The organism is Methylobacterium terricola (assembly GCF_006151805.1).
In the GTDB taxonomy this organism is placed as follows: Bacteria; Pseudomonadota; Alphaproteobacteria; order Rhizobiales; family Beijerinckiaceae; genus Methylobacterium; species Methylobacterium terricola.
On record NZ_VDDA01000050.1, the window covers coordinates 1 to 25436 of the forward strand.

The 25436-nt window shown below is 71.1% G+C and carries 24 protein-coding genes, 1 rRNA gene and 1 pseudogene; 11 read left to right on the forward strand and 15 right to left on the reverse strand.

What is annotated here, in order from left to right; genetic code table 11:
• The 10 genes from FF100_RS34585 to FF100_RS34630 form a co-directional block, all read right to left on the reverse strand.
• Positions 1 to 356, reverse strand: a 16S ribosomal RNA gene (locus FF100_RS34585); the annotation flags it as partial.
• A 389-nt stretch (positions 357 to 745) separates the two neighbouring features.
• Complete coding sequence (locus FF100_RS34590) at positions 746 to 1090, reverse strand: RidA family protein (protein ID WP_139040543.1); 345 nt, start codon at positions 1088 to 1090, stop codon at positions 746 to 748.
• Between the two features lie 17 nt (positions 1091 to 1107).
• Complete coding sequence (locus tag FF100_RS34595) at positions 1108 to 2220, reverse strand: NAD(P)/FAD-dependent oxidoreductase (protein ID WP_139040544.1); 1113 nt, start codon at positions 2218 to 2220, stop codon at positions 1108 to 1110.
• Complete coding sequence (locus tag FF100_RS34600; RefSeq protein WP_139040545.1) at positions 2217 to 3635, reverse strand: FAD/NAD(P)-dependent oxidoreductase; 1419 nt, start codon at positions 3633 to 3635, stop codon at positions 2217 to 2219. Before FF100_RS34600 ends, FF100_RS34595 begins: the two co-directional genes overlap by 4 nt.
• A complete protein-coding gene (locus FF100_RS34605) occupies positions 3632 to 3928 on the reverse strand; it encodes a (2Fe-2S)-binding protein (RefSeq protein ID WP_139040546.1) in 297 nt (98 codons plus the stop codon). Before FF100_RS34605 ends, FF100_RS34600 begins: the two co-directional genes overlap by 4 nt.
• Before the next feature lie 259 nt (positions 3929 to 4187).
• The gene (locus tag FF100_RS34610; protein ID WP_139040547.1) at positions 4188 to 5327 is read right to left on the reverse strand and encodes an NAD(P)/FAD-dependent oxidoreductase; all 1140 of its coding nucleotides are present in this window, start codon (positions 5325 to 5327) and stop codon (positions 4188 to 4190) included.
• Between the two features lie 35 nt (positions 5328 to 5362).
• Positions 5363 to 6163 (reverse strand): ABC transporter permease, encoded by an 801-nt coding sequence (locus FF100_RS34615; RefSeq protein ID WP_139040548.1) that lies wholly within the window; start codon positions 6161 to 6163, stop codon positions 5363 to 5365.
• Positions 6160 to 7074: an ABC transporter permease gene (locus FF100_RS34620; protein WP_171070458.1), complete on the reverse strand. Its 915-nt coding sequence runs from the start codon at positions 7072 to 7074 to the stop codon at positions 6160 to 6162. The genes FF100_RS34615 and FF100_RS34620 overlap by 4 nt, the downstream gene beginning before the upstream one ends.
• A complete protein-coding gene (locus FF100_RS34625) occupies positions 7071 to 8132 on the reverse strand; it encodes an ABC transporter ATP-binding protein (RefSeq protein ID WP_139040549.1) in 1062 nt (353 codons plus the stop codon). The genes FF100_RS34620 and FF100_RS34625 overlap by 4 nt, the downstream gene beginning before the upstream one ends.
• A 295-nt stretch (positions 8133 to 8427) precedes the next feature.
• Complete coding sequence (locus FF100_RS34630) at positions 8428 to 9462, reverse strand: ABC transporter substrate-binding protein (protein WP_139040565.1); 1035 nt, start codon at positions 9460 to 9462, stop codon at positions 8428 to 8430.
• 211 nt (positions 9463 to 9673) lie between these two features.
• On the opposite strand from FF100_RS34630, the gene FF100_RS34635 reads away from it, so the two are divergent.
• On the forward strand, positions 9674 to 10567 hold the full coding sequence (locus tag FF100_RS34635) for a LysR substrate-binding domain-containing protein (protein ID WP_139040550.1): 894 nt from the start codon (positions 9674 to 9676) through the stop codon (positions 10565 to 10567).
• Positions 10568 to 10837: 270 nt separating this feature from the next.
• Here the strand turns inward: FF100_RS34635 and FF100_RS34640 are convergent, their stop codons facing one another.
• Both FF100_RS34640 and pdxA read right to left on the reverse strand, forming a co-directional pair.
• On the reverse strand, positions 10838 to 11512 hold the full coding sequence (locus FF100_RS34640) for a 4-hydroxythreonine-4-phosphate dehydrogenase (protein ID WP_139040551.1): 675 nt from the start codon (positions 11510 to 11512) through the stop codon (positions 10838 to 10840).
• Positions 11513 to 11582: 70 nt separating this feature from the next.
• Complete coding sequence (gene pdxA / locus FF100_RS34645; protein WP_246102720.1) at positions 11583 to 12617, reverse strand: 4-hydroxythreonine-4-phosphate dehydrogenase PdxA; 1035 nt, start codon at positions 12615 to 12617, stop codon at positions 11583 to 11585.
• Between the two features lie 95 nt (positions 12618 to 12712).
• On the opposite strand from pdxA, the gene FF100_RS34650 reads away from it, so the two are divergent.
• From FF100_RS34650 to msrB, 9 genes are all read left to right on the forward strand, one after another.
• Entirely contained in the window at positions 12713 to 13582 is an 870-nt protein-coding gene (locus FF100_RS34650) for a LysR family transcriptional regulator (protein WP_139040552.1), read from the forward strand.
• 323 nt (positions 13583 to 13905) lie between these two features.
• Positions 13906 to 15066: a GGDEF domain-containing protein gene (locus tag FF100_RS34655; RefSeq protein ID WP_139040553.1), complete on the forward strand. Its 1161-nt coding sequence runs from the start codon at positions 13906 to 13908 to the stop codon at positions 15064 to 15066.
• 191 nt (positions 15067 to 15257) lie between these two features.
• Positions 15258 to 18188 carry a monovalent cation/H+ antiporter subunit A gene (locus tag FF100_RS34660; protein ID WP_139040554.1) on the forward strand — a complete coding sequence of 977 codons (2931 nt, stop codon included), beginning with the start codon at positions 15258 to 15260 and terminating at the stop codon, positions 18186 to 18188.
• Positions 18188 to 18526, forward strand: coding sequence for a Na+/H+ antiporter subunit C (locus FF100_RS34665; RefSeq protein ID WP_139040555.1), 339 nt, complete (start codon positions 18188 to 18190; stop codon positions 18524 to 18526). The genes FF100_RS34660 and FF100_RS34665 overlap by 1 nt, the downstream gene beginning before the upstream one ends.
• Positions 18527 to 18536: 10 nt before the next feature.
• A complete protein-coding gene (locus FF100_RS34670; protein WP_139040556.1) occupies positions 18537 to 20132 on the forward strand; it encodes a monovalent cation/H+ antiporter subunit D in 1596 nt (531 codons plus the stop codon).
• A complete protein-coding gene (locus tag FF100_RS34675; protein WP_139040557.1) occupies positions 20129 to 20617 on the forward strand; it encodes a Na+/H+ antiporter subunit E in 489 nt (162 codons plus the stop codon). Before FF100_RS34670 ends, FF100_RS34675 begins: the two co-directional genes overlap by 4 nt.
• The gene (locus FF100_RS34680; RefSeq protein ID WP_139040558.1) at positions 20614 to 20898 is read left to right on the forward strand and encodes a K+/H+ antiporter subunit F; all 285 of its coding nucleotides are present in this window, start codon (positions 20614 to 20616) and stop codon (positions 20896 to 20898) included. The genes FF100_RS34675 and FF100_RS34680 overlap by 4 nt, the downstream gene beginning before the upstream one ends.
• On the forward strand, positions 20895 to 21236 hold the full coding sequence (gene mnhG / locus FF100_RS34685) for a monovalent cation/H(+) antiporter subunit G (protein ID WP_139040559.1): 342 nt from the start codon (positions 20895 to 20897) through the stop codon (positions 21234 to 21236). The genes FF100_RS34680 and mnhG overlap by 4 nt, the downstream gene beginning before the upstream one ends.
• 71 nt (positions 21237 to 21307) lie before the next feature.
• Positions 21308 to 21751: a peptide-methionine (R)-S-oxide reductase MsrB gene (msrB, locus tag FF100_RS34690; RefSeq protein WP_139040560.1), complete on the forward strand. Its 444-nt coding sequence runs from the start codon at positions 21308 to 21310 to the stop codon at positions 21749 to 21751.
• A 230-nt stretch (positions 21752 to 21981) separates the two neighbouring features.
• Here the strand turns inward: msrB and FF100_RS34695 are convergent, their stop codons facing one another.
• Positions 21982 to 23577, reverse strand: coding sequence for a fatty acyl-CoA synthetase (locus FF100_RS34695; RefSeq protein ID WP_139040561.1), 1596 nt, complete (start codon positions 23575 to 23577; stop codon positions 21982 to 21984).
• 169 nt (positions 23578 to 23746) lie between these two features.
• On the opposite strand from FF100_RS34695, the gene FF100_RS34700 reads away from it, so the two are divergent.
• Positions 23747 to 24523: an SDR family oxidoreductase gene (locus tag FF100_RS34700; protein ID WP_139040562.1), complete on the forward strand. Its 777-nt coding sequence runs from the start codon at positions 23747 to 23749 to the stop codon at positions 24521 to 24523.
• 165 nt (positions 24524 to 24688) lie between these two features.
• Here FF100_RS34700 and FF100_RS34705 read toward each other — a convergent pair whose 3' ends face one another.
• Both FF100_RS34705 and FF100_RS34710 read right to left on the reverse strand, forming a co-directional pair.
• Complete coding sequence (locus FF100_RS34705) at positions 24689 to 25171, reverse strand: transposase (protein WP_139040563.1); 483 nt, start codon at positions 25169 to 25171, stop codon at positions 24689 to 24691.
• Between the two features lie 57 nt (positions 25172 to 25228).
• Positions 25229 to 25436 (reverse strand): annotated as a pseudogene (locus FF100_RS34710) (IS5-like element ISMpo5 family transposase); the annotation flags it as partial.

A 25436-nucleotide genomic window follows, 5' to 3' on the forward strand; every position in this document is an offset into this window, starting at 1 on the left:
AGGGTTGCCCCCATTGTCCAATATTCCCCACTGCTGCCTCCCGTAGGAGTCTGGGCCGTGTCTCAGTCCCAGTGTGGCTGATCATCCTCTCAGACCAGCTACTGATCGTCGCCTTGGTGAGCCGTAACCTCACCAACTAGCTAATCAGACGCGGGCCGATCCTTCGGCAGTCAAGCCTTTCCCCATAAGGGCGTATCCGGTATTAGCTCAAGTTTCCCTGAGTTATTCCGAACCGAAGGGCACGTTCCCACGCGTTACTCACCCGTCTGCCGCTGACCCCGAAGGGCCCGCTCGACTTGCATGTGTTAAGCCTGCCGCCAGCGTTCGCTCTGAGCCAGGATCAAACTCTCAAGTTGAAGAGCTGATCATAGCTGATCACAACATAAACGGAGGCTCACAACCGATCGGCGTTTCCACCTGATCGTGTGAGCACCGAAACGTCAGACCAGCATCATCCTACTCACAGCTGGTTCGCGAAGAACCAGCCCGCAGGGACGACGCCGTCCACGCTTCTCTTTCTCGTATGCACTTGTCAAAGAGCCGATCGGGCCAGGGCCAGATCTCGACCTTCCAGAGAACGGAAAGCAGCGCCGGGTTGCCCTGGCCCTTGCTTCGTCGTCTCTCGGAAGGTCCGTGGGGCGGAGCCGCTCGTCGCGGCGCCCCGTCGGTGAGCGGCTGTCTAAGGGTAGCCGGCTCGCCTGTCAACACGGCCGGCGCCGGGAGGGACGTGCGGCCGGCCGTCGCCCTACTTCGCGGCGGTCACCACGACCTCGATGAGGGCGCCGCCGCCGAGATCGGCCACGCCGACGGTGGCGCGCGCCGGCAGGTCGTCGCCGAAGAAGCGAGTCCAGGCGGCATCCATCTCCTTCTTGTGCGACAGGTCGGTCACGAAGATCGTCGCGGAGACGATGCGCGAGGCATCGGTGCCGGCCTCCTTGAGGTAACCCGCGATCTTGCTCAAGATGTTCTCGGTCTGCGCGCCCATCGCGACCGAGGTGTCGTCCGCGATGGTGCCGCCGACGAAGACGAGGCCGTTCACCTCGACGGCACGATGCATGATCGGCGTGCGGATCTGGCGGGTGATGGTCATTGCACTCTCCTTGACGGTCAGGACCGGAAGCGCTCGATGCCGAGCGCGCCGATCCGGGTCTGGGTGCCGCCCTCGACGATGAGTTCGGCCATGACGGCGCCCGCCGCCGGCCCGAGCTGGAAGCCGTGCAGCGAGAAGCCGAACTGGTGGTAGAGGCCCGGATGCCGGGCGCTCGGCCCGAGCACCGGCAGGTCGTCCTTCATCTTGGCCTCGATGCCGGCCCAGGCGCGCAGGATCTGGGCGTCGCGCATCACCGGGAAGAGCTCGAACACCGTGCGGGCGCTCTCGGCGAGGCGCCGCCAGTCGAGCACCGTCGTGCCCCGGTCCTGGTCCGGCACCGCGAGGTGGCCGCCGCCGATCAGCACCGTGCCGTTGCCGAACTGCTTGAACGACAGCTTGCGGCCGCGCAGGATCACCACCGGATCGATGAAGTGCGGCACCTTTGATGTGATCATCAGCATCGGCGCCACGGTCTCGACCGGCACCGGCTCGCCGAGATCGGCGGCGATGCGCCCGGCCCAGGCCCCGGCGGCGTTGACGAGCACCGGCGCCGCATAGGTGTCGGACCCGACATCGACGTGCCACAGCCCCTCCGTGCGGCGCACGTTTCTGGCCGGCTCGCCCTCGCGGAGGGTCGCGCCGAGGCTTTCCGCCTTGCGCCGGAACGCCGCCACCGTGCGGGCCGGCTGGGCCGCGCCGTCGCGGCGCGAGACGACGCCGCCGGGGCAGGTCTCGGCCACCGCCGGCACCAGCCGGCGCAGCTCCGCCCCGTCGATCAGCTCCTCGTGGGTGAAGCCGCGGCCCTGGAGATCCTCGACCCGCTCCGCGCAGGCCGCGAGTTCGCCTGCATCCTCGGCGACCAGCACTTGGCCGTGGCTCTCGAAGCCGCACTCGTCGTCGACGAGATCGGCGATCCGCTCCCAGATGTCCATCGAGCGGATCGAGAGCGGGATCTCGGCGACGTGGCGCGCCAGCTGGCGCACCCCGCCGGCATTGACGCCGGAGGCGTGGCGGCCGGCATAGTCCTTCTCGATCAGGACCGGCTCGAGCCCGGCCCGGCAGAGATGGAGCGCGGTCGAGCAGCCGTGGATGCCGCCCCCGACCACGATGGCATCCTTGCGGATCGTCATCCGCGCACCACCGCGTCGGTGTCGGCCGTCGTCGTCGGCAGGGCGGCGAGCTCGGCGAGGGCGATCGGCTTCACCGGGGCGCGCAGGCGGTAATAGCCGATCTCCTGCGGCGTCTTCCCCCGCGCCTCGGCCATCAGCTCGGTGACGGTGAGGCCGCAGAGCCGGCCCTGGCACGGGCCCATGCCGGTGCGCCGATACGCCTTGAGCTGGTTCGGCCCGGTCGCCCCCATGGCGACCGACTCGCGGATATCGCGGGCGGTGATCTCCTCGCAGCGGCAGACGATCGTGTCGTCGGCGGGGATGCGGAACGCCTTCGCGGGGCGAAACAGCAGGTCGAGGAACGGCCGGCCGCGCTCGGCGCGGACGAGTTCGGCCCGCACGCTGGCGACCGGTTCGAGCGTCGTCAGCGCCGCCGGCGCCAGGGCCGCGACCGCGGCGAGCGCCGCGAGGCGGCCGCGCAGCGCCGCGGCCTCCGCCCCGCCGATGCCGGCCCCGTCGCCCGCCACCGCGATCCCTTCGACCGAGGTCGCGCCGTCCTCGCCCAGCACCGGCAGCCAGGCGAGCTGGACGTCGTCCCAGGCATGCGCGACGCCCGCCGCCATCGCCAGGTTGACGTTCGGCACCACGCCCTGGTGCAGGAGGAGCAGCGAGGCCGGCAGCGTCTCCTCCCGCGCGCCGACCCGGTAGGTGACGCTTTGCAGCCTCCCCTCCCCTCGCGCGTCGAGCGCTGTGACGCCGGAGACGACCTTCACCTTGGCCCTCACCTCGCGCATCAGGGCGAGACCTTTCCGGAAATACGGCGAGGTCGCGAAGGCCAGCGCGTGCGGCAGGGCGACGGCGATGTTCCTGCGCTCGGTGGTGTCGAGGATCCGGTCGATCCGGCCGCCGAGGCGCAGGATCTGCGCCGAGAGGAGCCAGAGCAGCGGCCCCTGGCCGGCGATCACCGTCGGCTCGTCCGGCACTAGGCCGGAGGACTTGAGCAGCGTCTGCGCGGCGCCGGCGGTCATCACGCCGGGCAGGGTCCAGCCGGGAATCGGGAACGGCCGCTCCAGGGCGCCGGTCGCCAGGATCACCCGGCGCGCCGACACGAAGGCCGAGCCGCCGCCGACCGAGACGCCGATCTCGAGCGCCTGGTCGAGGCTCCAGACCGTGGCGCGATGGATCACCTCGGCGTTGCTCTCGCGCAGGCTCCGGACCAGATCCTCGCCGCTCCAGAAATCGGGGCCGAGCTGCCGGCGGTCGGCGAGCGGGGTCGAGGTGATGGCGCGCCAGACCTGGCCGCCGGGGCCGGCATTCTCGTCGAGGAGCAGGACCGTGAGGCCGGCCTTCGCGGCGGTGCTGGCGGCGGCGAGGCCCGCCGGGCCGGCGCCGATCACCACGACGTCGTAGGCGTCGCGCTTCGGGGCGTTGGTCATCGGCCGATCTCCCGCTTGCCCTTCTGGATCTCGATCTGCATCCCGTCCGCCACCGGCACGAGGCAGCCCTGGCGGTTGCCGACGCCGTCGATGGTGACGAGGCAATCGAAGCACACCCCCATCATGCAGTAGGGCAGCCGCGGCGCCCCGCTGACCGCGGTGAGCCGGCGCACGTCGCGGCCGGAGGCCAGCAGCGCGGCCGACACGGTGTCGCCGGCTCGCGCCTCGACGGCTGTGCCTTCGACGAGGATGCGGACGATGGGTCTGGTGTCGTGGTCGGATCGCTTGAACATGGGCGTCTCCGGGCCCGGGGGCCGTGGTTTACTGTCAGGATCTGCTCGAAGATTTTTCAGTCCGTCCTACCCGGAGCCTCCTCCTGGAGATGACCGGCGGTCGGAGATCGCTGCCGCTCGCGTCAGCCTCGAAGGAGGAGTCCAGAAGCTTCCGTGATCTCTGGAGGCCTCCGCCGAGGTCAGTCGATCTTCGATCGACGAACGCATCGGATCAGGGTGAAGCCGTGGGTGGGACGACCGACCGGAAGACTTCCATTGCTCAGTAATACCCGCTCCCGGCCCGGCTCTCGGCCGCCTCGAACCGTTTCGCCGTGAAGGCGCCGACCAAGTCCGGCTCCAGAGCACCGCCCGCCACCATGCGGGCGATCTCGAAGGCGTGGTTGGAGGCCAGCGTCACGCCGGAATGGCAGCAGGCCACGAAGGCACCGGGATGGGTCTCGGACTGGTCGTAGATCGGGAAGCCGTCCCGCGGCATGACCCGGATGCCGGACCAGCTGCGCACCACGTTGAGCCGGGCGAGATGCGGGAAGGTGCGCTGCGCCCGGTCGGCCATCACGGCGTTGATGCCCTGGCGCATCGCGCGGTCGTCGAGCACGTCCTCCTTGCTGTCGCCGATCATCACCGTGCCCTCGTCGGTCTGGCGCAGGGTCGAAAGCGGGTGGGGCAGAAAGGGCTCAGTCCGCTCGGTGACGACGATCTGGCCGCGCGTCGGGCCCATCGGCGCCGAGAGGCCGACCATCGGCGCGAGCGTCTGGTTGGCGTTGCCGGCGGCGAGAACCACCTTGGCCGCCCGCACCTCGCCCGCCGGGGTCGCGAGGCGGAACTCAGCCCCTTCGCGGGTGATGGCCGAGACCGGCCGCTCGGGCAGGTAATCGACGCCGAAGGCCTTCAACCCGGCATGGAAGGCCCGGTAGGTGCGCAGCGAGTTCACGTGGCCGTCGAGGGGGCAGAAGCTGCCGCCGGAGACCTCGGGGCCGAGGCCGGGCAGGGTCCGGTCGATCTGCGCCCGCGAGACCATCTCCATCCGGTAATCGGCGGCGCCGGTCTGGTTGTGCATCCGGGTGACGAGGTCGGCGCGGCGGCCGTACTCGTCGTCGCCCAGCGTGATGTGGAAGCCGCCGTTCTGCTGCAACGCCACGTCGAGCCCGGTCTGCTCGCGGAGCGCGGCGGCGAGCTGGGCCCAGCTCTTCGCCGCGCGGACGGTCCAGCCGGTATAGGCCGGCATCCCGAGGCCCTTGCTCTGCACCCAGACGAGGGCGAAGTTCGCCCGCGAGGCGCGCTTGGTGATGTCGCCCTCGTCGAGGACGGCCACCCTTTGCCCGAGCCGGCCGAGGCCCCAGGCGATGGCCGAGCCGAGCAGGCCGCCGCCGACGACGGCGACGTCGTAGTCCTTGGACATGTGAACTCCTTACGCGTCGCGGTCGGTGGCGGCCCTCAGTGGCTTCCCTTGCCGGCGAGCACGCGGTCGAGGCCGTAGAGGCGGTCCAGGACGACGAGGAACACCATGGTAATCGCGATCACGCAGGCCGAGACCGAGGTCACCAGGGGATCGATGTTGTCCTGGATGTAGAGGAACATGCGCACCGGCAGCGTCTCGGTGCCGGGCGCGGCGAGGAAGACCGTCATGGTCAGGTCGTCGAAGGACTGGATGAAGGCGAGCGCCCAGCCGCTCACCACGCCGGGCAGGATCAGCGGCAGGGTCACCCGGCGAAACAGGGTGAACCCACCGGCCCCGAGGGAGATCGCGGCGCGCTCCAGCGCCGGATCGAGGCCGGAGGCCGCCGCGAGCGTCAGCCGGAAGGCGAAGGGAAACACCACGACGATGTGGGCGGCGAGCAGCGCCAGGAAGGTGCCGCCGAGGCCGAGCGCCGTGAAGAAGCGCAGGAAGGCGACGCCGAGCACCACGTGCGGGATCATCAGCGGCGACAGGAACAGGGCCTGGAGCGCGCCCCTACCCGGCACCGGGTAGCGGGTGAGCGCGAGTGCCGCCGGCACCGCGACGAGCACGGCGACGAGCGAGGACAGCGCACCGAGCCCGAGGCTGACCCAGAAGGCGTGGACGAATTCGGGGTAGTCGGCGATCGCCCTGAACCAGCGCAGCGAGAATCCGTTCGTCGGCAGCGACAGGAAGCCTTCGGGCGTGAAGGCGACGAGGCAGACGACGACGATCGGCGCCAGCATGAAGGTGACGAACAGGCCGTGGAACGCGAGCGCGAGGGGGCCGTTGCGGCTCATGGCGACACCTCCGCGTAGCGACGCTCGACCAGCGCATTGGCGCCGACGACGATCAGGATGAGACCCAAGAGCAGCAGCACCGCCACCGCGGCGCCGAGCGGCCAGTTCAGCGTGTTGAGGAACTCGTCGTAGGCGAGCGTCGCCGCGACCTTGAGCCGGCGCCCGCCGATGATCGCCGGCGTCGCGAAGGCGCTGGCCGAGAGCGAGAACACGATGATCGCGCCGGACAAGACGCCCGGCATGACCTGCGGCAGGACGATGCGGCGCAGGATGGTGAGCGGGCCGGCCCCGAGCGACATCGCCGCGTGCTCGACCTGAGGGTTGAGGCGCTGAAGCGCGGCCCAGACCGACAGCACCATGAACGGCATCATCACGTGGACGAGGGCGATGACCACGCCGGTCTCGGTGAACAGGAACGGCAGCGGCGACGCGATCAGCCCGAGGGACATCAGGAGCTTGTTGGCGAGGCCGTTCGCGCCGCCGAACAGCAGGGCCCAGCCGAGGGTGCGCGCCACCACCGAGATCAGGAGCGGCCCGAGGATCAGCAGCAGGAAGATCCCGCGCCAGCGCCCACTCATCCGGTTGAGGATGTAGGCTTCCGGCGCGCCGAGCAAAGCGGTGGCGACCGTGGTGATCAGCGCGATGCGCAGCGTGCGCCCGAACATCTCGGCGTAGTACGGATCGGTCGCGATCTCGTGCCAGTTCTTGAGAACCAGAACCGGCTCGATGCCCTTGTACTGGCCCCAATCGTGGAACGACAGCAGCACCGTCATCGCCAGCGGCACCAGCACGATGCCGGTAAAGAGCAGGAGGGCCGGCAGGATCAGCCAGAGCGGCGCGCGGCTCGCCCGGCGCTCGGGGGCCGTCGCTGCGGGGGTGGCAGGGAGCGTCGTGGTCGCGGCGGCGCTCACGCGGCGGCTCCCGCCCGCAGGCTCATGTCCTCGGGACGCCAGGCGAGCCGCACCGCCTCGCCCTCGCCGGGCTGCGGCAGCCCGTCATTGGGACGCACCACGATCGCCGGGCCGCATTCGGTCTCGCACTGGAACAGCCAGTGGTTGCCCTGGAAGATGCGGGCGGCGACCCGTCCCGGCAGACCTTCTTCCGAGAATCCGATCCGCTCGGGGCGGACGCTGAGCGTCACCGGGCCGCGCATCCCGACCGGGGCCGGCGCGCTCCAGCCGCCGGCGACGATCCGGGCGGGAGACGCACCTTCGATCCGGGCGGAAAAGTCGTTGGTCTTGCCGAGGAACTGCGCGGCGAAGGCCGAGGCCGGGCGCTCGTAGGTGTCCTGCGGCGTGCCGATCTGCTCGATGCGGCCCTTGCTCATCACCACGATCCGGTCAGACAGCGACAAAGCCTCGCCCTGGTCGTGGGTGACGAGGATCGTGGTGGTGCCGAGGTTGCGCTGGATCTGGCGCAGCTCGATCTGCATCTCCTCGCGCAGCTTGGCGTCGAGGTTCGACAGCGGCTCGTCGAGGAGCAGCACGCTCGGGCGGATGACCAGCGCCCGGGCGAGCGCCACCCGCTGCTGCTGGCCGCCGGACATCCGGCGCGGGTGGCGGTCCTCGTAACCGGCGAGCCCGACCATCGCGAGCGCGGCGCGGACCCGCTCGGTGCGCTCGGATCGCGACACCCGCTGCATCTCGAGGCCGAAGGCGACGTTCTCGGCGGCCGTCATGTGGGGGAACAGGGCGTAGCTCTGGAAGACGATGCCGAGGCCGCGCTTCGACGGATGGACCTGGGTCAGGTCGCGGCCCTCCAGGCGGATCGTCCCGCGGGAGGGGGCGAGGAAGCCCGCGATCATCTGCAGCGTCGTGGTCTTGCCGCAGCCCGAGGGGCCGAGGAACGAGATGAACTCGCCGGGCGCGACCGCGAGACTGAAATCCTCGACCGCGACGTGGCTGCCGAAGGCCTTGGCGACGCGGTCGAGTTCGAGGAGCGGGGTGGTGGAGCGGGAAGGTGTGGTCATGCGCAGAATATCCGGGGCTATCCGGGACAAGAAGAGGCGCGGCCTCCTCCTCTCCCCGCGGGCGGGGAGAGGGCTGTCTGCACCTTGTCGTGCAGACAGCGAGCCCGCAGGGCGAGGGTGAGGGGGTGTTTCCGGATGAGCCTCGCTCGTCGAGACCCCCTCACCCTCGCTCCGGCTTCGCCTTCGCTTGCCGTGTCCCCTGGACAGGGACACGGCCCTCTCCCCGCCCGCGGGGAGAGGGGGGAAACCCCGCGCTCGACGCGGCATTCCATGAGCTTATCGGGACCCGGCGGACTTACCGCTCGACCTCCCGGTTCCACCGCTTCGTCCACTCCTCGCGCTTCTCGTTCACCACCGTCCAGTCCGGCGTCACCAGCGCCGCGGCGCGGGCGCCGACGGGAGCCATCTTGACGGCCTCCGGCGGGACATCGACCGATTTCACCACCGGGCCGTAGCCGTATTCCTTGAGCATCGTCAGCTGCACCTTGGGGTCGAGCAGCGCCTTGATGAAGGCGTTGGCGAGGGGCGAGGCCTTCGGCTTCGCCACCGGGCAGGCGGCGGTGAGGAGGGCGACGGCCCCCTCCTTCGGGTAGACGAAATCGACCGGGAAGCCGGTATTGGCCAGCCCCTGAACCCGGCCGGTGCCCCAGACCGCGATCACCGCCTGGCCGGACTGGAACAGCTCGGTCATCTTGCCGGGCGACGGCTCGTAGGCGAGCACGTTCGGGTTGATCTCGGACTTGACGATCTTGAACGCCGTGTCGACGGTCTTCTCGCTGCCGCCGTTCATCCGCGCCAGCATCACCAGCAGGTTGAGCCCGTAGGTGTTGTTGATCGGCGGGATGACGAGCTGTTGGCGATACTTCGGGTCCTTGAGGTCGTTCCAGGAGGTCGGCGGGGCCCAGCCCTTCTCGGCGAAGACCTTGGTGTTGTACATCAGCCCCGTGGCGACGAGGCCGGTCGCCACCGCGCGGTCGTCCTTGAACCGGGCGAGGTCGTAGAGGTCGCCCGGCAGGCCCTCGACACGATCGCAGAAGCCGAGCTGGATCGCCTGGTACATCGGGCCGTCATCGACGATGGCGACGTCGATCTGCTGGTTGCCCTTCTGCGCCTGGAGCTTCGCCAGCGTATCGGTGGAGTTGCCGGCGACGTACTCGACCTTGACGTCGTTGGCCTTCTCGAAGGCCGGGATCACCTCGGTGCGGATCGTCTTCTCGAACGAGCCGCCATAGCCGGCGACGTAGAGCGTCTTCTGCTGCGCCGCCGCGGGCGCGAGGGAGGTCGCCAGGGCCGTGAGGCCGAGGGCGGTCAGGAGGCCGAGCTGCTTCACCAAGGACCTGTCTCCACTCGCGGGAACGGGACCGGCGCGACTGCGCAAGGGATCCTGCGCCAGAGATCCTGCGCAAGAATTCACCAGGGCATCGCGGTGCCGCGCCGTTGGGCAAAAGGTGCCGAGCCGGTTCGGACTCGTCCAATGCGAAATGGCGCGCCGTTCATGTCGAAATGTTATGGTTCGACACTGGCCCGGGACGGGAGGCGGGATGGCACGGATCAACCTGCGGCAGGTCGAGGCCTTCCGCGCCACGATGCTGACCGGCAGCGTCACCGAGGCCGCCGCCCTGATGGGGGTGACGCAGCCCGCGGTGAGCCGCCTGCTCCGCGATCTGCAGGCTGAGCTCAACATGCCGCTGTTCGAGAAGCGCGGCACAGGCCTCGTGCCGACCGCGGCCGCCACCGCGCTCTACACGGAGGTCGAGCGCTCCTTCGTCGGGCTGGAGCGGATCGGGGCGGCGGCCGAGGAGATCCGCTCCCGGCGCACCGGCTTCCTGCGGGTCGCGGCCCTGCCGGCCATCGCCAACGGCTTCCTGCCGCGGCTGACCGGGCATTTTCTGAAAGACCGGCCGAACCTGAATCTGTCGCTGTTCGGGGTGATCTCGCCGATCGTCGTCGACTGGGTGACGAACAACCAATGCGACGTCGGATTCGCCGAGGTGCCGATCGCCCATGCCGGCGTGCCGAGCCAGCGTCTGCCCGCGGTGGCCCGGGTCGCGGTGCTGCCGGAGGGCCACCGGCTGGCGGAGAAGGCGGAGCTGACGCCGCGGGACTTCGCGAACGAGACCTTCGTGTCGCTCACCGCCGGCTCGACCGGGCGCCACCTCGTCGACCAGGCCTTCCACCGCGACGGGGTCCCGCGCATCCTGCGCATCGAGACCGCCCTGTCGGAAATTCTCTGCGGGCTGGTCTCGTCGGGAATCGGGGTGTCGATCTCCGATCCGTTCACCGCGCGGGAATTCGAGGGCCGCGGGGTGGTGGTGCGGCCGTTCGTGCCGCGCATCGAGTTCGAGTTCGCCGCGGTGTTCCCGCCCCAGCGCAGCCCCTCCCCGGTCGCCCTGGATCTCGTCGCGGCGGTGCGGGACTCGCTGGTGGGGTTCTGAGCGGCAGCAGGGAGTCAGCTCTGTCGGAGCAAATTGAGCACGACCATTGCCATAGCCTCCCCTTTCCCGGACGACTGAAACGAAGTGGAAGGAGATCCGGGATCCAGGGGAGAAGTGCCGCTAAGCGGCTCAAATTTTGCGACGTTGCAAAGAGACAGACGCTTCGCGACTTCTTGTGCTGGATCCCGGATCTCCTTCCGCTGACGCTACAGTCGTCCGGGAAAGGGGTGGGTCGGATCAACCTGAGTGTGGACCACCTCGAACCCCGCTCTACGCCGCCGCCTGGTCGATCGCCCGCAATTGCAGGTCCAGCGCCGGGCCCGCCGCCGGGAACCGGCCGTCGAGGGCGGAGGTGCCGATGGTGAAGGCGGCGGCACCCGCCCGGCGGATCGCCCGCACCTGGGCCGGGCTGTCGACCGAGCCCGCGACGATCACCGGCTTTGCCACCGCCGCGCAGACGGCGGCGATGAGCGCGGGCACGTTGAGCGACGAGCGGTAGGCGAGGAGGTCGAGGCCCGCGACGCCGTCGCGCGCGGCGAGCGCGACGGCGCTGGCGACGATCTCGGCATGCGTCCCTTCGAGCCGGCTCGGATGGCCGACGATGCGGCCCGGGAAGGGATAGTAGCGGATGCCGGTCCCCGCCAGCAGCGGCAGCACGTCGTCGGCGTGGGTGCCGCCGAGCAGGTAATCGACCCCGAGTTCCACAGCCGCGGTCACCGAGCGGATCTCGCTGTCCCGGTCGAGGGAGACGACCTCCAGATAGGTCGTCGCGCCGCCGCGTCGGATCGCCTGGGCGAGGTCGTGCAGGGCCGCGAAGGGCAGGCCGACATCCTTGAACCCGATATGCCGGATGCCCGAGGCCAGGGCCGTCGCGACGTGGCCGGCGGCATCCTGCACCGTGCGGTCGTTCCGGGTCAGCATGAAGATGAAGTCGAACGCTGTCATGGATGGCGGCTCCCCGCTCGCGCATGTCCGACGCTGTCGCGGCCGGATCGTCGCAGAAATTCGGTCGAGGTCAAAGGTCGCGGGCAGGGATCGTCGCGGGCGCTGCCCCGCGGCGGGCGATCAGCCGCTCCGCATAGGCGAAGGCGGTCGCGAGGCTCGCCGGATCGGCCAGTCCCCGGCCGGCGATGTCGAAGGCGGTGCCGTGATCGGGGCTGGTGCGCACGAAGGGCAGGCCCAGCGTGACGTTCACGCCCCTCTCCAGGCCCAGATACTTCACCGGGATCAGGCCCTGGTCGTGGTACTGCGCCACCACCACGTCGAACCGCCCCCGGCGCGCCTGCATGAACACGGTGTCGCCCGGCCACGGACCGGAGGCGTCGATGCCCTCCGCCCGCGCCGCCTCGATCGCCGGGCGGATGATCCGGATCTCCTCGTCGCCGAACAGGCCGCCCTCGCCGGCATGGGGGTTGAGCCCCGCCACCGCCACCCGCGGCGCCGCGATGCCGAGGGATCGCCCGGCCCCGTGGGCGAGGCGGATCGCCGTCATCTGGGCCGCGAAGTCGCCGCGCCGGATCGCCTCCGACAGCGCGCAGTGGATCGTCACCAGGACGGTGCGGATCTCGTCGTTGGCCAGCATCATCGCGACGCGGGCGCCGCCGGCATGCTCGGCCAGGATCTCGGTATGGCCCGGATAGGCGAGGCCGGCCGCCGCCAGCGCCTCCTTGTGGATCGGCGCCGTGACGAGGCCGGCGACGCGGCCGCTCCGCGCCAGCCCGATCGCCGCCACGATCGCCGCGTAGGCCGCGCGTCCGCTCGCCGCGCAGACCCGCCCGACCGGCGGCAGGACCGCGAGTGCGGAACTCGGCAGCACCTCGAGGAGGCCGGGCGCGAACCGCGCCGCCTCGACGCGGTCGAGCCGCCGCACTCGGCCCCCCGGGTCGAGACGCCGGACGGCCTCCGCCATCACCAGGGGATCGCCGACCACGATTCCGTGCCGCCGCTCGGGCCGCTGCAGGAACAGGCGGGCGACGATCTCCGGACCGATGCCGGAGGGATCGCCCATGGTCACCGCGAGGGGGAGATCGGACAGGGGGGCGTCGGGCATGATCGTCCTCGCGGCGGGCCGAGGGCCACCATACCGGCCGCGGCCTCCTGGACGAGCGAGATGGTCTGACGTATTCCGGTGACGAGGGATCACCGATGAAGCGCGCGGACGTACCCTCGCTGGACGATTTGCGGGCCTTCGAGACGGTGGCGCGCCTCGGCTCCGTCCGACAGGCGGCGGTCGAGCTGTCGCTGACGCACGGTGCCGTCAGCCGCCGGGTCGCGAAGCTGTCCGAGGATCTCGGCCTCCGGCTGTTCGAGCCCGCCGGCCGGGGCCTGCGCCTGACCCGGGACGGTGCCGCCCTGTCCGAGGCGACGACGACGGCCTTCACAATCATCGAGAACAGCCTGTCGGCGATCCGGGCCGGGTCGGGATCGAGCCCCATCGTCCTGTCCTGCGAGCGCTCGCTGGCGATGCGATGGCTGATCCCGCGGCTCTCCGCCTTCCAGGACCGTCATCCCGCGATCGAGATCCACCTGTCGACGGGCGGCGGCAGCCTGGATTTCGGCCGCGAGCGGGTGACGCTCGCGATCCGGCGGCTCGACTTCGCGCTCGACCCGGCCTGGTCGGTGCAGGACCTGATGCCCGAGCGGGTCGGCCCGGTGCTGGCCCCCGGCCTGCGCGACCGCTTCGCCCTCGGCGATTATGTCGCCCTCGGCTCCCGGACCCGCCCGAACGCCTGGCCGGACTGGCTCGGCGCGCACCCGCAGGTCCCGCGGCCGCGGAGCCTCCGGCTCCTCGACCACCATTTCCTGATGACCGAGGCGGCGCTCGGCGGCCTCGGCGTCGCGCTGTCCCCCGAGATCATCGTGAGCGCCGACGTCGCGCTCGGCCGGCTCGCGGCGCCCTGCGGGTTCATGCCGGACGGCACCCGCTACGGACTGATCCATCCCCGCGCCTCCGGGCTGACCGACTCCGCCGCGACCTTGTGCGACTGGCTGCGGAGCGAGGCCGTGACGGGCTGAGCGGGATCGCGGAGCGGCCGTGCCACGGCCCGGAGATCGCGTCGCGCGGCCGCGTCGGGGCCCTCGACGGCGTCCTCGGCGACGGCGTCTGTCTCATACCCTCGCGCCTTGGCCTCGATACGTCGATGCCAAGGCGTCCGGCGCTTCAGCGCCGGCGCCCGTTCGGGCATGCCGTGCGCCGTCGCACGGATCCGTTCGACGGCGCGGCGGTATCACGGTCAAAATTTCCGGGTCATCTCCGTTCTGGCAACCCATTCCTCAACGTCAGGCGCTAGAAGGAACCGCCCCGGTACGCCGGTTCGGTCGTCACGGCAGGAGGCGGCATGGTCCAGGCCTTGAAGAGGCGGCTTCGCCGCCTGCTCCTCACACCCCAGGCCGAGGCCTTGAACGCCGACGCGACCTACGGCGATCGCCTGCAGCGGCTGTCCGTCCTGGCCGGGATCGCCGTCCCGGGCTTCCTCGTCATGTTCGTCTGGTATGCGATGTGGCCGCTCGTCGCCGCCTTGGTCGTGTCCGGCGTCTTCCTCATCGCCGCTCCGCTGATCTCCCGCTGGAGCGGCAGCCTCCGGCTCGGGCGAGAGCTGTTTCTGGTGGCGCTGTTCGGATTCAAATCCTACGAGGTCGTCTATTTCGGGACCATCCTGTCGCCGGGAAGCGCATGGCTCGCCTCGGTGCCGGTGCTGGCGATCATGACCGGCGGCCTCGCCTGCGGCCTGGCATGGACCCTCGCCACCGTCGCGGCGGTCGTCGTGCTGGGGATCGCGGGCCATGCCTGGATGACGCCGAGGACCTTCGACGAGGTCGAGCTGCAGACCATCTACAGCATCGGCATCATCTGCCTCGTCGCCTGCCTGACGGTCTTCGTGTTCCTGGTCGATTACGAGCGCGGCCTCGCCATCGCCGGCCTCGCCCGGATGAACGAGACGGTGCGCACGCTCGCGATCCGCGATCCGCTGACGGAGGTCTTCAACCGACGTCACATCGGCGACCTGATCGCGGGGGACGATTCCCGTCCGGCCGAGGCCAGGACCATCCGGGCGGTGGTGATGATCGACATCGACCGCTTCAAGGCGATCAACGACACGTTCGGCCACCTGACCGGCGACGGCGTGATCAAGGCGGTCGCCGCCGCCATCGTGGCGGAGGCCGGCCCCCAGAACCCGGTCGGCCGGTTCGGGGGCGAGGAATTCATCTGCCTCGTCCGGTCGCCACCGGATGCACGGGACGGGCCGGCCCTCGCCGAGGCCATCCGCCGCCGGGTGTCGGGCCTCGCCTGCGACGGCATTCCGGGGCTCGGGCGGGTGACGGTCTCGGTCGGCCTTGCCGCCTGCGAGGCGTTCGGCAGCGCGCAGGCGGCCCTGCCGGAGGCGGATTCCGCGCTCTACGCCGCCAAGGAGGCGGGCCGCGACTGCGTGCGCGAGGCGCGGCCCGGGCGCACCGCATGGCCCGGGCACGGAGCATGGCCGAGCGCTCAGGCGAGCTGAGGCGGATCGACGGGCCGGCGCCGGCGGACGGCCCCTTCCCTTGCCGCCCCGCCCGCCGGGCCTACCTTGAACCGACACGCGCGGCCCGACTGCGTCGCTCCCGCAGCCCCGATCCCGTCCCCGGCGCGCCGCTGAGCGCATCGGCACGGGCGCGGCCTGCCCCACGCCAACCGGTCCCGATCCTCGTCTCGATGCCGCCCGAACCGCTCCTCGTCCTCGCGGCGCTCCTGCCCTTCCTCGGCAGCGCCGTCGCGCTCGGTCTGCCGGGCCACGCGCGCAACGCGGCCGCCGGGCTCGCCGGCTTCGTCACGGTGGCGGGCCTCGCCTGCATCGTCCTGCTCTATCCCCTCGCCACCGGGCCCGCCCCGGTGGCCGCCGCGATCGACTGGCTGCCGGCGCTGGGCCTCCGCCTCGTCCTGCGGCTCGACGGGCTGGCCTGGATCTTCGCGGTCCTGGTGCTCGGGATCGGCGCCCTCATCGTCCTGTACGCCCGCTACTACATGGCCGCCGCCGATCCGATCCCGCGGCTCTATTGCTACCTCCTCGCCTTCGTCGGCGCGATGCTGGGCATCGTTCTGTCCGGCAACCTGATCCAGCTGGTCGTGTTCTGGGAGCTGACCAGCGTCGTGTCGTTCCTGCTGATCGGCTACTGGTCCGACAACGCCTCGGCCCGCGACGGGGCCCGGATGGCGCTCACCATCACGGCCGCCGGCGGCCTCTGCCTGCTGGTCGGGGCGGTGCTGCTGGGCCGCATCGCCGGCAGCTACGAGCTCGACGCGGTGCTCGCCGCCGGCCCGGCGATCCGCCGGAGCCCGCTCTACCTCCCGGCCCTGGTGCTGGTGCTGGCCGGCGCCTTGACCAAGTCGGCGCAGCTGCCGTTCCACATCTGGCTGCCGCGGGCCATGGCGGCGCCGACACCGGTCAGCGCCTACCTGCACTCGGCCACGATGGTGAAGGCCGGCATCTTCCTGATGATCCGGCTCTGGCCGGTGCTCGCCGGCACCGAGAGCTGGTACTGGATCGTCGGCACCGCCGGCCTCGCGACGATGCTGGTCGGGGCCTGGAGCGCGATCTTCCAGCACGACCTCAAGGGCCTGCTCGCCTACTCGACCATCAGCCATCTCGGGCTGATCACCCTCCTGCTCGGCCTGAATTCCCCGCTCGCCGTCGTGGCGGCGATCTTCCACACCGTGAACCACGCGACCTTCAAGGCCTCGCTGTTCATGGCCGCCGGCATCATCGACCACGAGACCGGAACGCGGGACATGCGCCGCCTCAGCGGCCTGTGGCGCGCCATGCCCTACACCGCCACCCTGGCGATGGTCGCCGCCGCGGCGATGGCCGGCGTGCCGCTGCTCAACGGCTTCCTGTCGAAGGAGATGTTCCTGGCGGAGGCCGTCGACAACACCGGCGACCACTGGCTCAACCTCGCCCTGCCGGTGCTGGCGACGCTGGCGAGCGCCTTCACGGTGCTCTACTCCCTGCGCTTCATCCGCCAGACCTTCTTCGGGCCGCCGCCCCATGACCTGCCGCACGCGCCGCACGAGCCGGCGCGCTGGATGCGGATCCCGATCGAGGCGCTGGTGCTGGTCTGCATCGCGATCGGCCTCGTGCCGAACCTCACGATCGGGCCGGTCCTCGCCGGCGCCGCCCGCGCCGTCCTCGGCGAGCGGATGCCCGATTACGACCTCGCGATCTGGCACGGCTTCAACGCGCCGCTCGCCATGAGCGTCCTGGCGCTCCTCGGCGGCGTCGCGCTCTATCGGGTCTTCGGGCGGCGCATCAACACCAATCCCCGCGGCGGGCCCTGGCTGATGCACCGGCTCGACGGCGGCTGGCTGTTCGAGCGCGGGATGACCGGCCTCGTGAGGGGCGCCCGCCGGTTGGAGGCGTGGCTCGGCACCGAGCAGTTGCAGCCGCAATTGCGCATCCTGTTCCTCGCCGCCCTCGCGGCGGCGACGGCTGTCGGCGTGGCGCGCGGGCTCGACCTGTTCGCCGCCGGCCGGTCGACGGCGTTCGATCCTGCCTTCGCCCTGATGTGGCTCGTGGGTGCGGCCTGCGCCGTCGGCGCAGCGGAGCGGGCGAAGTACCACCGCCTGTCGGCGGTGATCCTGGTCGGCGGGGCGGGCCTCGTCAGCAGCCTCACCTTCCTGTGGCTCTCCGCGCCCGACCTCGCGGTGACCCAGCTCCTCGTCGAGATCGTCACCACGGTGATGCTGCTGCTGGGCCTGCGCTGGCTGCCGAAGCGCGACCGGGGTATCCCGGTACCTGCCGCCGAGCGGACGCGGGCGCGCCGGCGCCGCATCACCGATCTCGTCATCGCGGGCGTCGCGGGCCTCGGCCTTTCCGGGATCTCCTACGCGGTGATGACCCGGCCGGCGGTCGACGGGATCGGCCGCTGGTTCGTCGAGGAGGCCTATCCGCAGGCCGGCGGGCGCAACGTCGTCAACGTGCTGCTGGTCGATTTCCGGGCCTTCGACACGCTCGGCGAGATCGCCGTGCTCGGGATCGTCGGGCTGACGGTGTTCGCGCTGCTGCGCCGCTTCCGCCCCGCCCCCGACAGCCTGGAGCAGCCGGCCCAGCAGCGCCGCCACGACGCCGACGACCGGCGCCGCGAGGGCCGCGAGCCGGGCCATACCACCGCGGACGCCCTGCTGGTGCCCCGGCTCGTGGCGACCTGGCTGTTCCCGTTCATCCTGCTTCTGGCCCTGCACCTGTTCCTGCGCGGGCACGACCTGCCCGGCGGCGGCTTCGCGGCCGGCATCGCGCTCACCATCGCCTTCATGCTTCAATACATGGCGTTCGGCGCCGCCTGGGTGGAGGCGCGCCTGCGGATCCAGCCGATCGCCTGGATCGGCCTCGGCCTCCTCGTCGCGGTGCTGGCCGGGGCCGGGTCCTGGCTCGCCGGCCGCCCGTTCCTCACCGCCTATTTCGCCTATTGGCAGGCGCCGCTGATCGGCAAGGTCCCGGTCGCCAGCGCCCTGGTGTTCGATCTCGGCATCATGGTCCTGGTGGTCGGCGCGAGCGCCCTGATGCTCGTCGCCCTCGCCCACCAATCCCTGCGCCGCACCCGCGTGGCAGCGGCCGAGGCCGAGCGCGCGGCCAGCGAGGAGACCGCCTGATGGAGCTGGTCCTGTCCCTCGGCATCGGCGTGCTGGCGGCGGCGGGGGTGTGGCTGATGCTGCGCCCGCGCAGCTTCCAGGTCGCGCTCGGGCTCTCCCTCCTGAGCTACGCCGTCAATCTGTTCATCTTCGCCATGGGCCGCCTGACCGTCGGCGCGCCGCCGGTGCTCGGCGCCGGGACCGACAGCGTCTTCGTCGACGACCCGGTGACCCAGGCCCTGGTCCTGACCGCCCTGGTGATCAGCTTCGCCCTCACCGCGCTGTTCCTGGTGGTGCTGCTCGCCGCCCGCGGCGTCACCGGCAGCGACCACGTCGACGGGCGCGAGCCGCATCCATGATTCCCCTGCAATGACCCTACCGGTGCTGCCCCCGACCGCCACCCTCGCCTGGTCCGACCACCTCGTCGTGCTGCCGGTCGTGCTGCCGATGGCGGTGGCGGGCGCGATGTTCCTCCTCGACGAGCGCCGGCGCCGGCTGAAGGAGGGCTTGAGCCTCGCCACGATGCTGGCGCTCCTCGGGATCGCCCTCGTGCTCGTCGGACGGACGACGGTCGCGCCGGACATCTACCGGGTCGGCAACTGGCCGGCGCCCTACGGCATCGTCCTCGTCGCCGACCGGCTCTCGGCGATGATGCTGGCGCTCGCCGCCCTGCTCGGGCTCTGTGCGCTCGTCTTCTCCTTCGCCCGCTGGGGCCGGGCCGGGCCGCGCTTCCACGGCCTGTTCCTGCTCCTCCTGATGGGCGTCGACGGCGCCTTCCTCACCGGCGACCTGTTCAACCTGTTCGTGTTCTTCGAGGTGATGCTGGCGGCCTCCTATGGGCTCGTGCTGCACGGCTCGGGAGAGACCCGGATCCGCGCCGGCCTCGGCTACATCGTCGTCAACCTCGTCGCCTCGCTGTTCTTCCTGATCGGCGTCAGCCTGATCTACGGCACGATGGGGACGCTCAACCTCGCCGACCTCGCCCGGCGCCTCGCCGCGCCCGAGGCGGGCGAGCTCGCCCTGTTCGAGGTCGGCTGCGCGGTGCTGGGGATCGCCTTCCTGATCAAGTGCAGCGCCTGGCCGCTCGGCTTCTGGCTGCCGACCACCTACGCGGCGGCGAGCGCGCCCGCCGCCGCGATCCTGGCGATCCTCTCGAAGGTCGGGGTCTACGTCGTGGTGCGGTTGAGCCTGCTCCTGTTCGGGGCCGGCCTGTCGGCGGGGTTCGGGCAGGGCGCGATCCTGGCCGCCGGGCTCGCCACCATCGCCTTCGGCACAGTCGGGATCCTGGCCTCCCGCGACCTCACCCGGGCGGCGGGCTACGCCGTGATGATCTCGTCGGGGACGGTGCTGGCCGTGCTCGGCACCGGGAGCGCGGCGGCGCTCGCCGGCGCGCTCTACTACCTCGTCGGCTCGACGCTCGCGGCCGGCGCATTGTTCCTGCTGGCCGAGATCCTCCAGCGCGGCCGCGATCCGGTCGAGGCGGCGCAGCCGGTCTTCGCCGACGAGTACCGCGACCCCTTCGACGATGCCGACGCGACCGAGATCGGCCGGGCAATCCCCGCCGGGGTGGCGATCCTCGGGATCGGTCTCCTCCTCTGCACCCTGGTGCTCGCCGGGGTGCCGCCGCTGCCGGGCTTCGTCGGCAAGCTCGCGATCTTCATCGGGCTGACCGCCGGCACGATCACCGCGGCGGGCTGGGGCCTGATCGCGGTCCTGACGCTGTCGAGCCTCGGCACCCTGATGCCGATGGTGCGGCTCGGCATCCTCAACCTGTGGGTCCCGCACGACGATCCGCCGCCGGTCCTGCGCCTGTCCGAGCTGACGGCGCTCGCCGGGCTCCTGGCCGCCTGCCTCGGCCTCGCGCTCTGGGGCGGGCCGGCGCTCGCCTATGCCGATGCGACGGCGCAGTGGCTCACGGCGCCCCAGGCCTACGTCGCGGCGGTGCTCGACGGGGGCGCGCGGTGAACCGGGTCCTGCCCTATCCCGTGCTCTCGGTGGCGCTCGCGGCGACCTGGCTCCTCCTCAACGCGCCGCCGACCCCGGGCCACGTCCTCCTGGCGCTGGCCGTCGGCCTGGCGGTCCCGCACGCGATGCGGCCCTTGAGCCCGCGCGCGGTCCGGGTGCGTGCGCCCTTCGCGCTCGCGCGGCTGACGGTGATCGTCCTCGTCGACATGGTGCGTTCCAACCTCGACGTCGCCCGGATCATCCTCGGCCTGCGGCGCGGCGAGCGGCGGACGGGCTTCGTGACGATTCCCCTCGACCTGCGCGAGCCGTTCGGCCTCACCGTCCTGGCGATCATCCTCACGGCGACGCCCGGCACGCTCTGGGTGCAGTACGATTCCGATACCGGCCACCTGCTGCTGCACGTGCTCGACTATACCGACGGGGACGAGTGGGTGCGGCGGGTGAAGGACCGCTACGAACGCCCCCTGATGGAGATCTTCGCATGAGCGCCGCCACGGTTCTCGATTGGGGCCTCGGCCTCGCGCAGGGCGCCCTCGTGCTGGCGATGGCGCTCGCCGCCTGGCGGATCCTGCGCGGCCCCCGGGCGCATGACCGCATCCTCGGCCTCGACACGCTCTATCTCAACGGCATGCTGACGATCGTGGTCCACGGCATGCGCACCGGCAGCGGCCTCTATTTCGAGGCGGCGCTCATCATCGGCATGATCGGCTTCACCGCCACCGTCGCCCTGGCGAAGTTCCTGATGCAGGGCGAGGTGATCCAGTGACCGGCGCCGACCTGCCGCTCTGGGCCGCCTGGCTCGTCGTCGCCCTGGTGCTCGCCGGCGCCGGCTTCTCGCTCACCGGGGCGCTGGGCCTCGTCCGGCTCAAGACCTTCTACGAGCGCGTCCACGCCCCGACGCTCGGCGCGACGCTCGGGACGGCCCTGATCCTGTGCGGCTCGATGCTGCTCCTCTCGGCGATCGAGGGCCGCCTCGTCCTGCGCGACGCGCTGATCGGCCTGTTCCTCACCGTCACCACCCCGGTCACCCTGCTGGTGCTCGCCCGCGCCGCCGCCCACCGCGACCGCCACGAGGGCCATTCCGGCGCGCCGCCGAAGCCGTGACCGGCGCGGTCGTCGCGACGAGCGGCCGACCCCATATGGACCCCGACCACGATCGTCTCGGAGACACCCGAATGCCGACCTACCAGAAGGATGAAGCCGTCATCGCCCGGCTGACGCCGGAGCAGTACCGCGTCACGCAGCAGAACGGCACCGAGCGGCCCGGGACCGGCGAATACCTGGAGAACAAGGCGCCGGGGATCTACGTCGACGTCGTCTCGGGCGAGCCGCTCTTCGCCTCCTCCGACAAGTACGAATCCGGCTGCGGCTGGCCGAGCTTCACGAAGCCGATCGAGCCGGCCCACGTCGCCGAGCTGCGCGACATCTCCCACGGGATGGTGCGCACCGAGGTCCGCTCGACCCACGGCGACAGCCATCTCGGCCACGTCTTCCCGGACGGCCCGCGCGACCGCGGCGGCCTGCGCTACTGCATCAACTCCGCCTCGCTGCGCTTCGTCCCGCGCGAGCGAATGGAGGCGGAGGGGTACGGGGCGTATCTGGAGCAGGTGGAGGGCTGAGGTCGAAAACAAACCCCCTTCAAGATCAGGCGCGGGATCCCCTCTCCCGTGTGGGAGAGGGGTAGGGGTGAGGGTGCTCCGGTTCTGGCTCTAGCTCCGAGCGTCACGCGACCAGCACGAAACTCTTGGTTTCACACTGGAGCGTGCCGCCCTCACCCCCGGCCCCTCTCCCACACGGGAGAGGGGGGAGCGCCCTCCTTTTTGCTCGAACGGAGCAAGCGGACAACGTATCACCCGCCCCGCACCCCCTCCCCCGGCCAGTCCAGCGCCGCATACTGCGTCCGCAGCTCGCGCTTGAGCAGCTTGCCCGCGGTGTTGCGGGGCAGGTCGTCCTGGAACAGGATGCGCTTGGGGACCTTGAACGGCGCGAGCCCGGTGCGGCAATGGGCGATCAGCGCCTCGGCGTCGGCCTCCGCCCCCGGGCGCAGCACCACCACGGCGGCCACGGCCTCGATCCATTTCGGGTGCGGCAGGGCGATCACCGCCACCTCCGAGACGCCCGGATGGGTGAACAGCACCTCCTCGACCTCGCGGCTCGCCACGATGGTGCCGCCGGTCTTGATGACGTCCTTCACCCGGTCGACGACGGTGATGAAGCCTTCCTCGTCCATGATCCCGACATCGCCGGAATGGAACCAGCCGCCGCGAAACGCCTCACGGGTCTCCTCCGGCTTGTCCCAGTAGCCGGCCATCAGCTGGGCCGAGCGGTGGACGATCTCGCCGCGCTCGCCCGGGCCGACGTCGCGCATGGCGTCGTCGACGACCCGCGTCTCGACGTTGAAGACCGGCCGGCCGCAGGAGGCCGGCCTGTCGTCGTGCTCCTCGGGGCGCAGCACCGTGGCGAGCGGCGCGATCTCGCTCTGGCCGTAGCAATTGTAGGGCCGCGCCCCGGGCAGGCGGGCGCGCAATTCCTCGAGCACCGGCACCGGCATGATCGAGGCGCCGTAATAGACGTGGCGCAGGGACGTGAGGTCGCGCCGGGCGAAATCGGGCGAGCGCAACAGGCTGATCCAGACCGTCGGCGGCGCGAAGAACGAGGTCAGGCGGTGCTCCTCGATCAGCCGCAGGCAGGTCTCGGGCTGCGGCGCCTCGATCAGCACCGTCTCGGCCCCGGCGAGCAGCTGGGGCATGGTGAAGGCGTGCATCTGCGCCGTGTGGTAGAGCGGCAGGGCCGCGAGCGCCCGGTCCCCGGGGCCGAAATCAAGGGCGAGGATGCAGCTGAGATATTCGGCGATCAGCCCCCGGCTCGTCATCATGGCGCCCTTCGGCGCCGCGGTGGTGCCCGAGGTGTAGAGGAGCTGGACGACGTCCGCCTCCGCCAGCGGGACCTCGACCGGGGCGACCTCACCCTCCGCGGTGGCGAGACTCAGCACGTCGAGGCCGGTGCCGCCGAACAGGGTGCCGAACCAGGGCGCGCTCCCCTCCGCCAGCGCCTCGCGGGCGTTGCCGGCGAGGGCCGGATCGACGATCACCGCGCGGGCGCCCGACTGCTCGACGATGTAGCGCAGCTCGCGCCCGGTCAGCGCGTAGTTGATCGGCACGTGGATGAGGCCGGCCCGCGCGCAGGCGAGCCACAGGATCAGGTAGGCATCCGAGTTGCGCCCGAGCGCCCCGAGCCGGTCGCCGCGGGCGAGCCCCGCCCCGATCAGCCCATGGGCGACCCGGTCGACGGCGCGGTCGAGGTCGACGAAGCTCCAGCGTCGCTCGGCGAAGGACAGGGCGGTGCGGCCGCGGTGGCGCCGGGCGGCGCGGCGCAGCGCGTCGGAGAGGGTATCGCGCCGCGCGCGGTCGGCCTCGGGTCCGGCGAAGGTATCATCGCGGTCCATGGTCGTTTCTCCCAGGTGTCTTCGTTGTTGTCCTCCTTTGTCTAAGGGCGGCGTGGACAAGTCACGGGGGGCGGATCGTCCGGGATCGGGCCGGGCTACGAAAGGACGCTTCCTGATCTCGCGCTCGTCGTCGACCATGCGGGAACGGCAGGATGGAGAGGGAACGCAGATGCAACTCGGACTCGACGGCAAGGTGGTGCTGATCACCGGCGGCTCGAAGGGAATCGGCTTCGCCTGCGCCCGCGCCTTCCTGGACGAAGGGGCGAGGGTCGGGATCGTCTCGCGCTCGATGGAGAACCTCCATCGCGCCCGCGCCGCGCTCGGCTCCGTCGCAGGCCATGCCGCCGACCTCGTCGACCCGGTCCAGGCGCTCGAGGCCCTCGACGCGCTGGAGGCGGAGCTCGGACCGGTCGACGTGCTGGTCAACAGCGCTGGCGCCGCGCGGCGCGTCCCGCCCTCCGATCTCACCCCGGAGCGCTGGCGAGCGGCCTTCGACGCCAAGCTCTTCACCTACGTGAACATGTTCGATCCGGTGGTGAAGCGGATGGCCGCTCGTGGCGCGGGCGTGATCGTCAACGTCATCGGCAACGGCGGCAAGGTCGCGGCGCCGACACACATCGCGGGCGGGGCGGCCAACGCCGCCCTGATGCTGGCGACCACCGGTTTGGCACAGGCCTTCGCCGGCCAGGGCGTGCGGGTCGTCGGCGTCAGCCCAGGCCTGACACGAACCGACCGGGTCACGGAGGGCATGCAGGCCGAGGCGGCGGTGCAGGGCGTCACGGTCGAGGAAGCCCAGGCCCGGGCGGAGGCCGGCATCCCGCTCGGGCGCATGGCCGAGCCGGAGGAGATCGCCGCGGCAGTCGTCTTCCTCGCCTCCGCCAAGGCGAGCTACATCACCGGGGTGACGCTCACTCTGGACGGCGCGAAGGTAGCCGTGGTCGTGTGATCCCGCGCGGCAGCGCGGGGCAGGAACTGCATATCGGGCGTCGGCGCTGATGCGCCGGACGCCCTGTCGACGCCAGGGGTTCGAGACCATCGCTCTGCCCCGACAGGCATTCGATCCGATCGGCGAGGGCGAACGTCGTCGCCTCGCCCGAGAGCTCAAGAGCGCCTAACAGAACCGCTCGATCTGGTGAAGGGTGATGAGGCTGGCCTGGCGGAGCGTGAAGGCCCCGTCGGTGTCGGCGCGCCGTTCGTAGCGGATGGGCAAGCGGCGGGCGCGGTTGAACCAGGCATGGCTGCGCTCGACCACCCAGCGATGCCGCCCCAGCCTGTCGCTCCTCTCGATACCGCGCCGGGCAATCCGCGGTCTGATCCCGCGTGCCCGGCACGCCTGCCGTCGCACCCTGGCATCGTAGGCCTTGTCGGCGTGCAGCTTGTCGGGGCGTCGGCGCCGGCAACTCATGCCGCAGCCGCAGTTCATCTCGGCCGGCAGCATCTCCCAAGGAATGCCCGAGCGCGGCACGAACAGGATGCCGGTCAGGGCAGCCCGATCGTCCCGCCGAGGACGCCCGCCCTTGGGGCGAGGTGGGTGCGGCGGCAGAAGCGGGCCGATCACAGTCCAGAGATCGTCGGGAAGAAGCGGGCGAGCCATGTCAGCCCAACTGCCCCGATCATGCCGTCCTGTTAGGCGCTCTGAGAGCCTGTTTGACTATGAAGAGCTGTATTGGTGCCGCTCATAGGCCTGCATGAGCCTATGGCAATTGGCGATACTAATGCTGTCCTCGGCCGCCGCTGGGCTGTGCTCCCAGTGGCGGGTCAGGCGGCGGTAGCGCGTCGAGAGCGTGCCGAACGTCGCCTCGATCCGCCAGCGCAGCGGCAGCGGCTGGAAGCCCGTGGCCTGCGCCTCACGGGTGGAG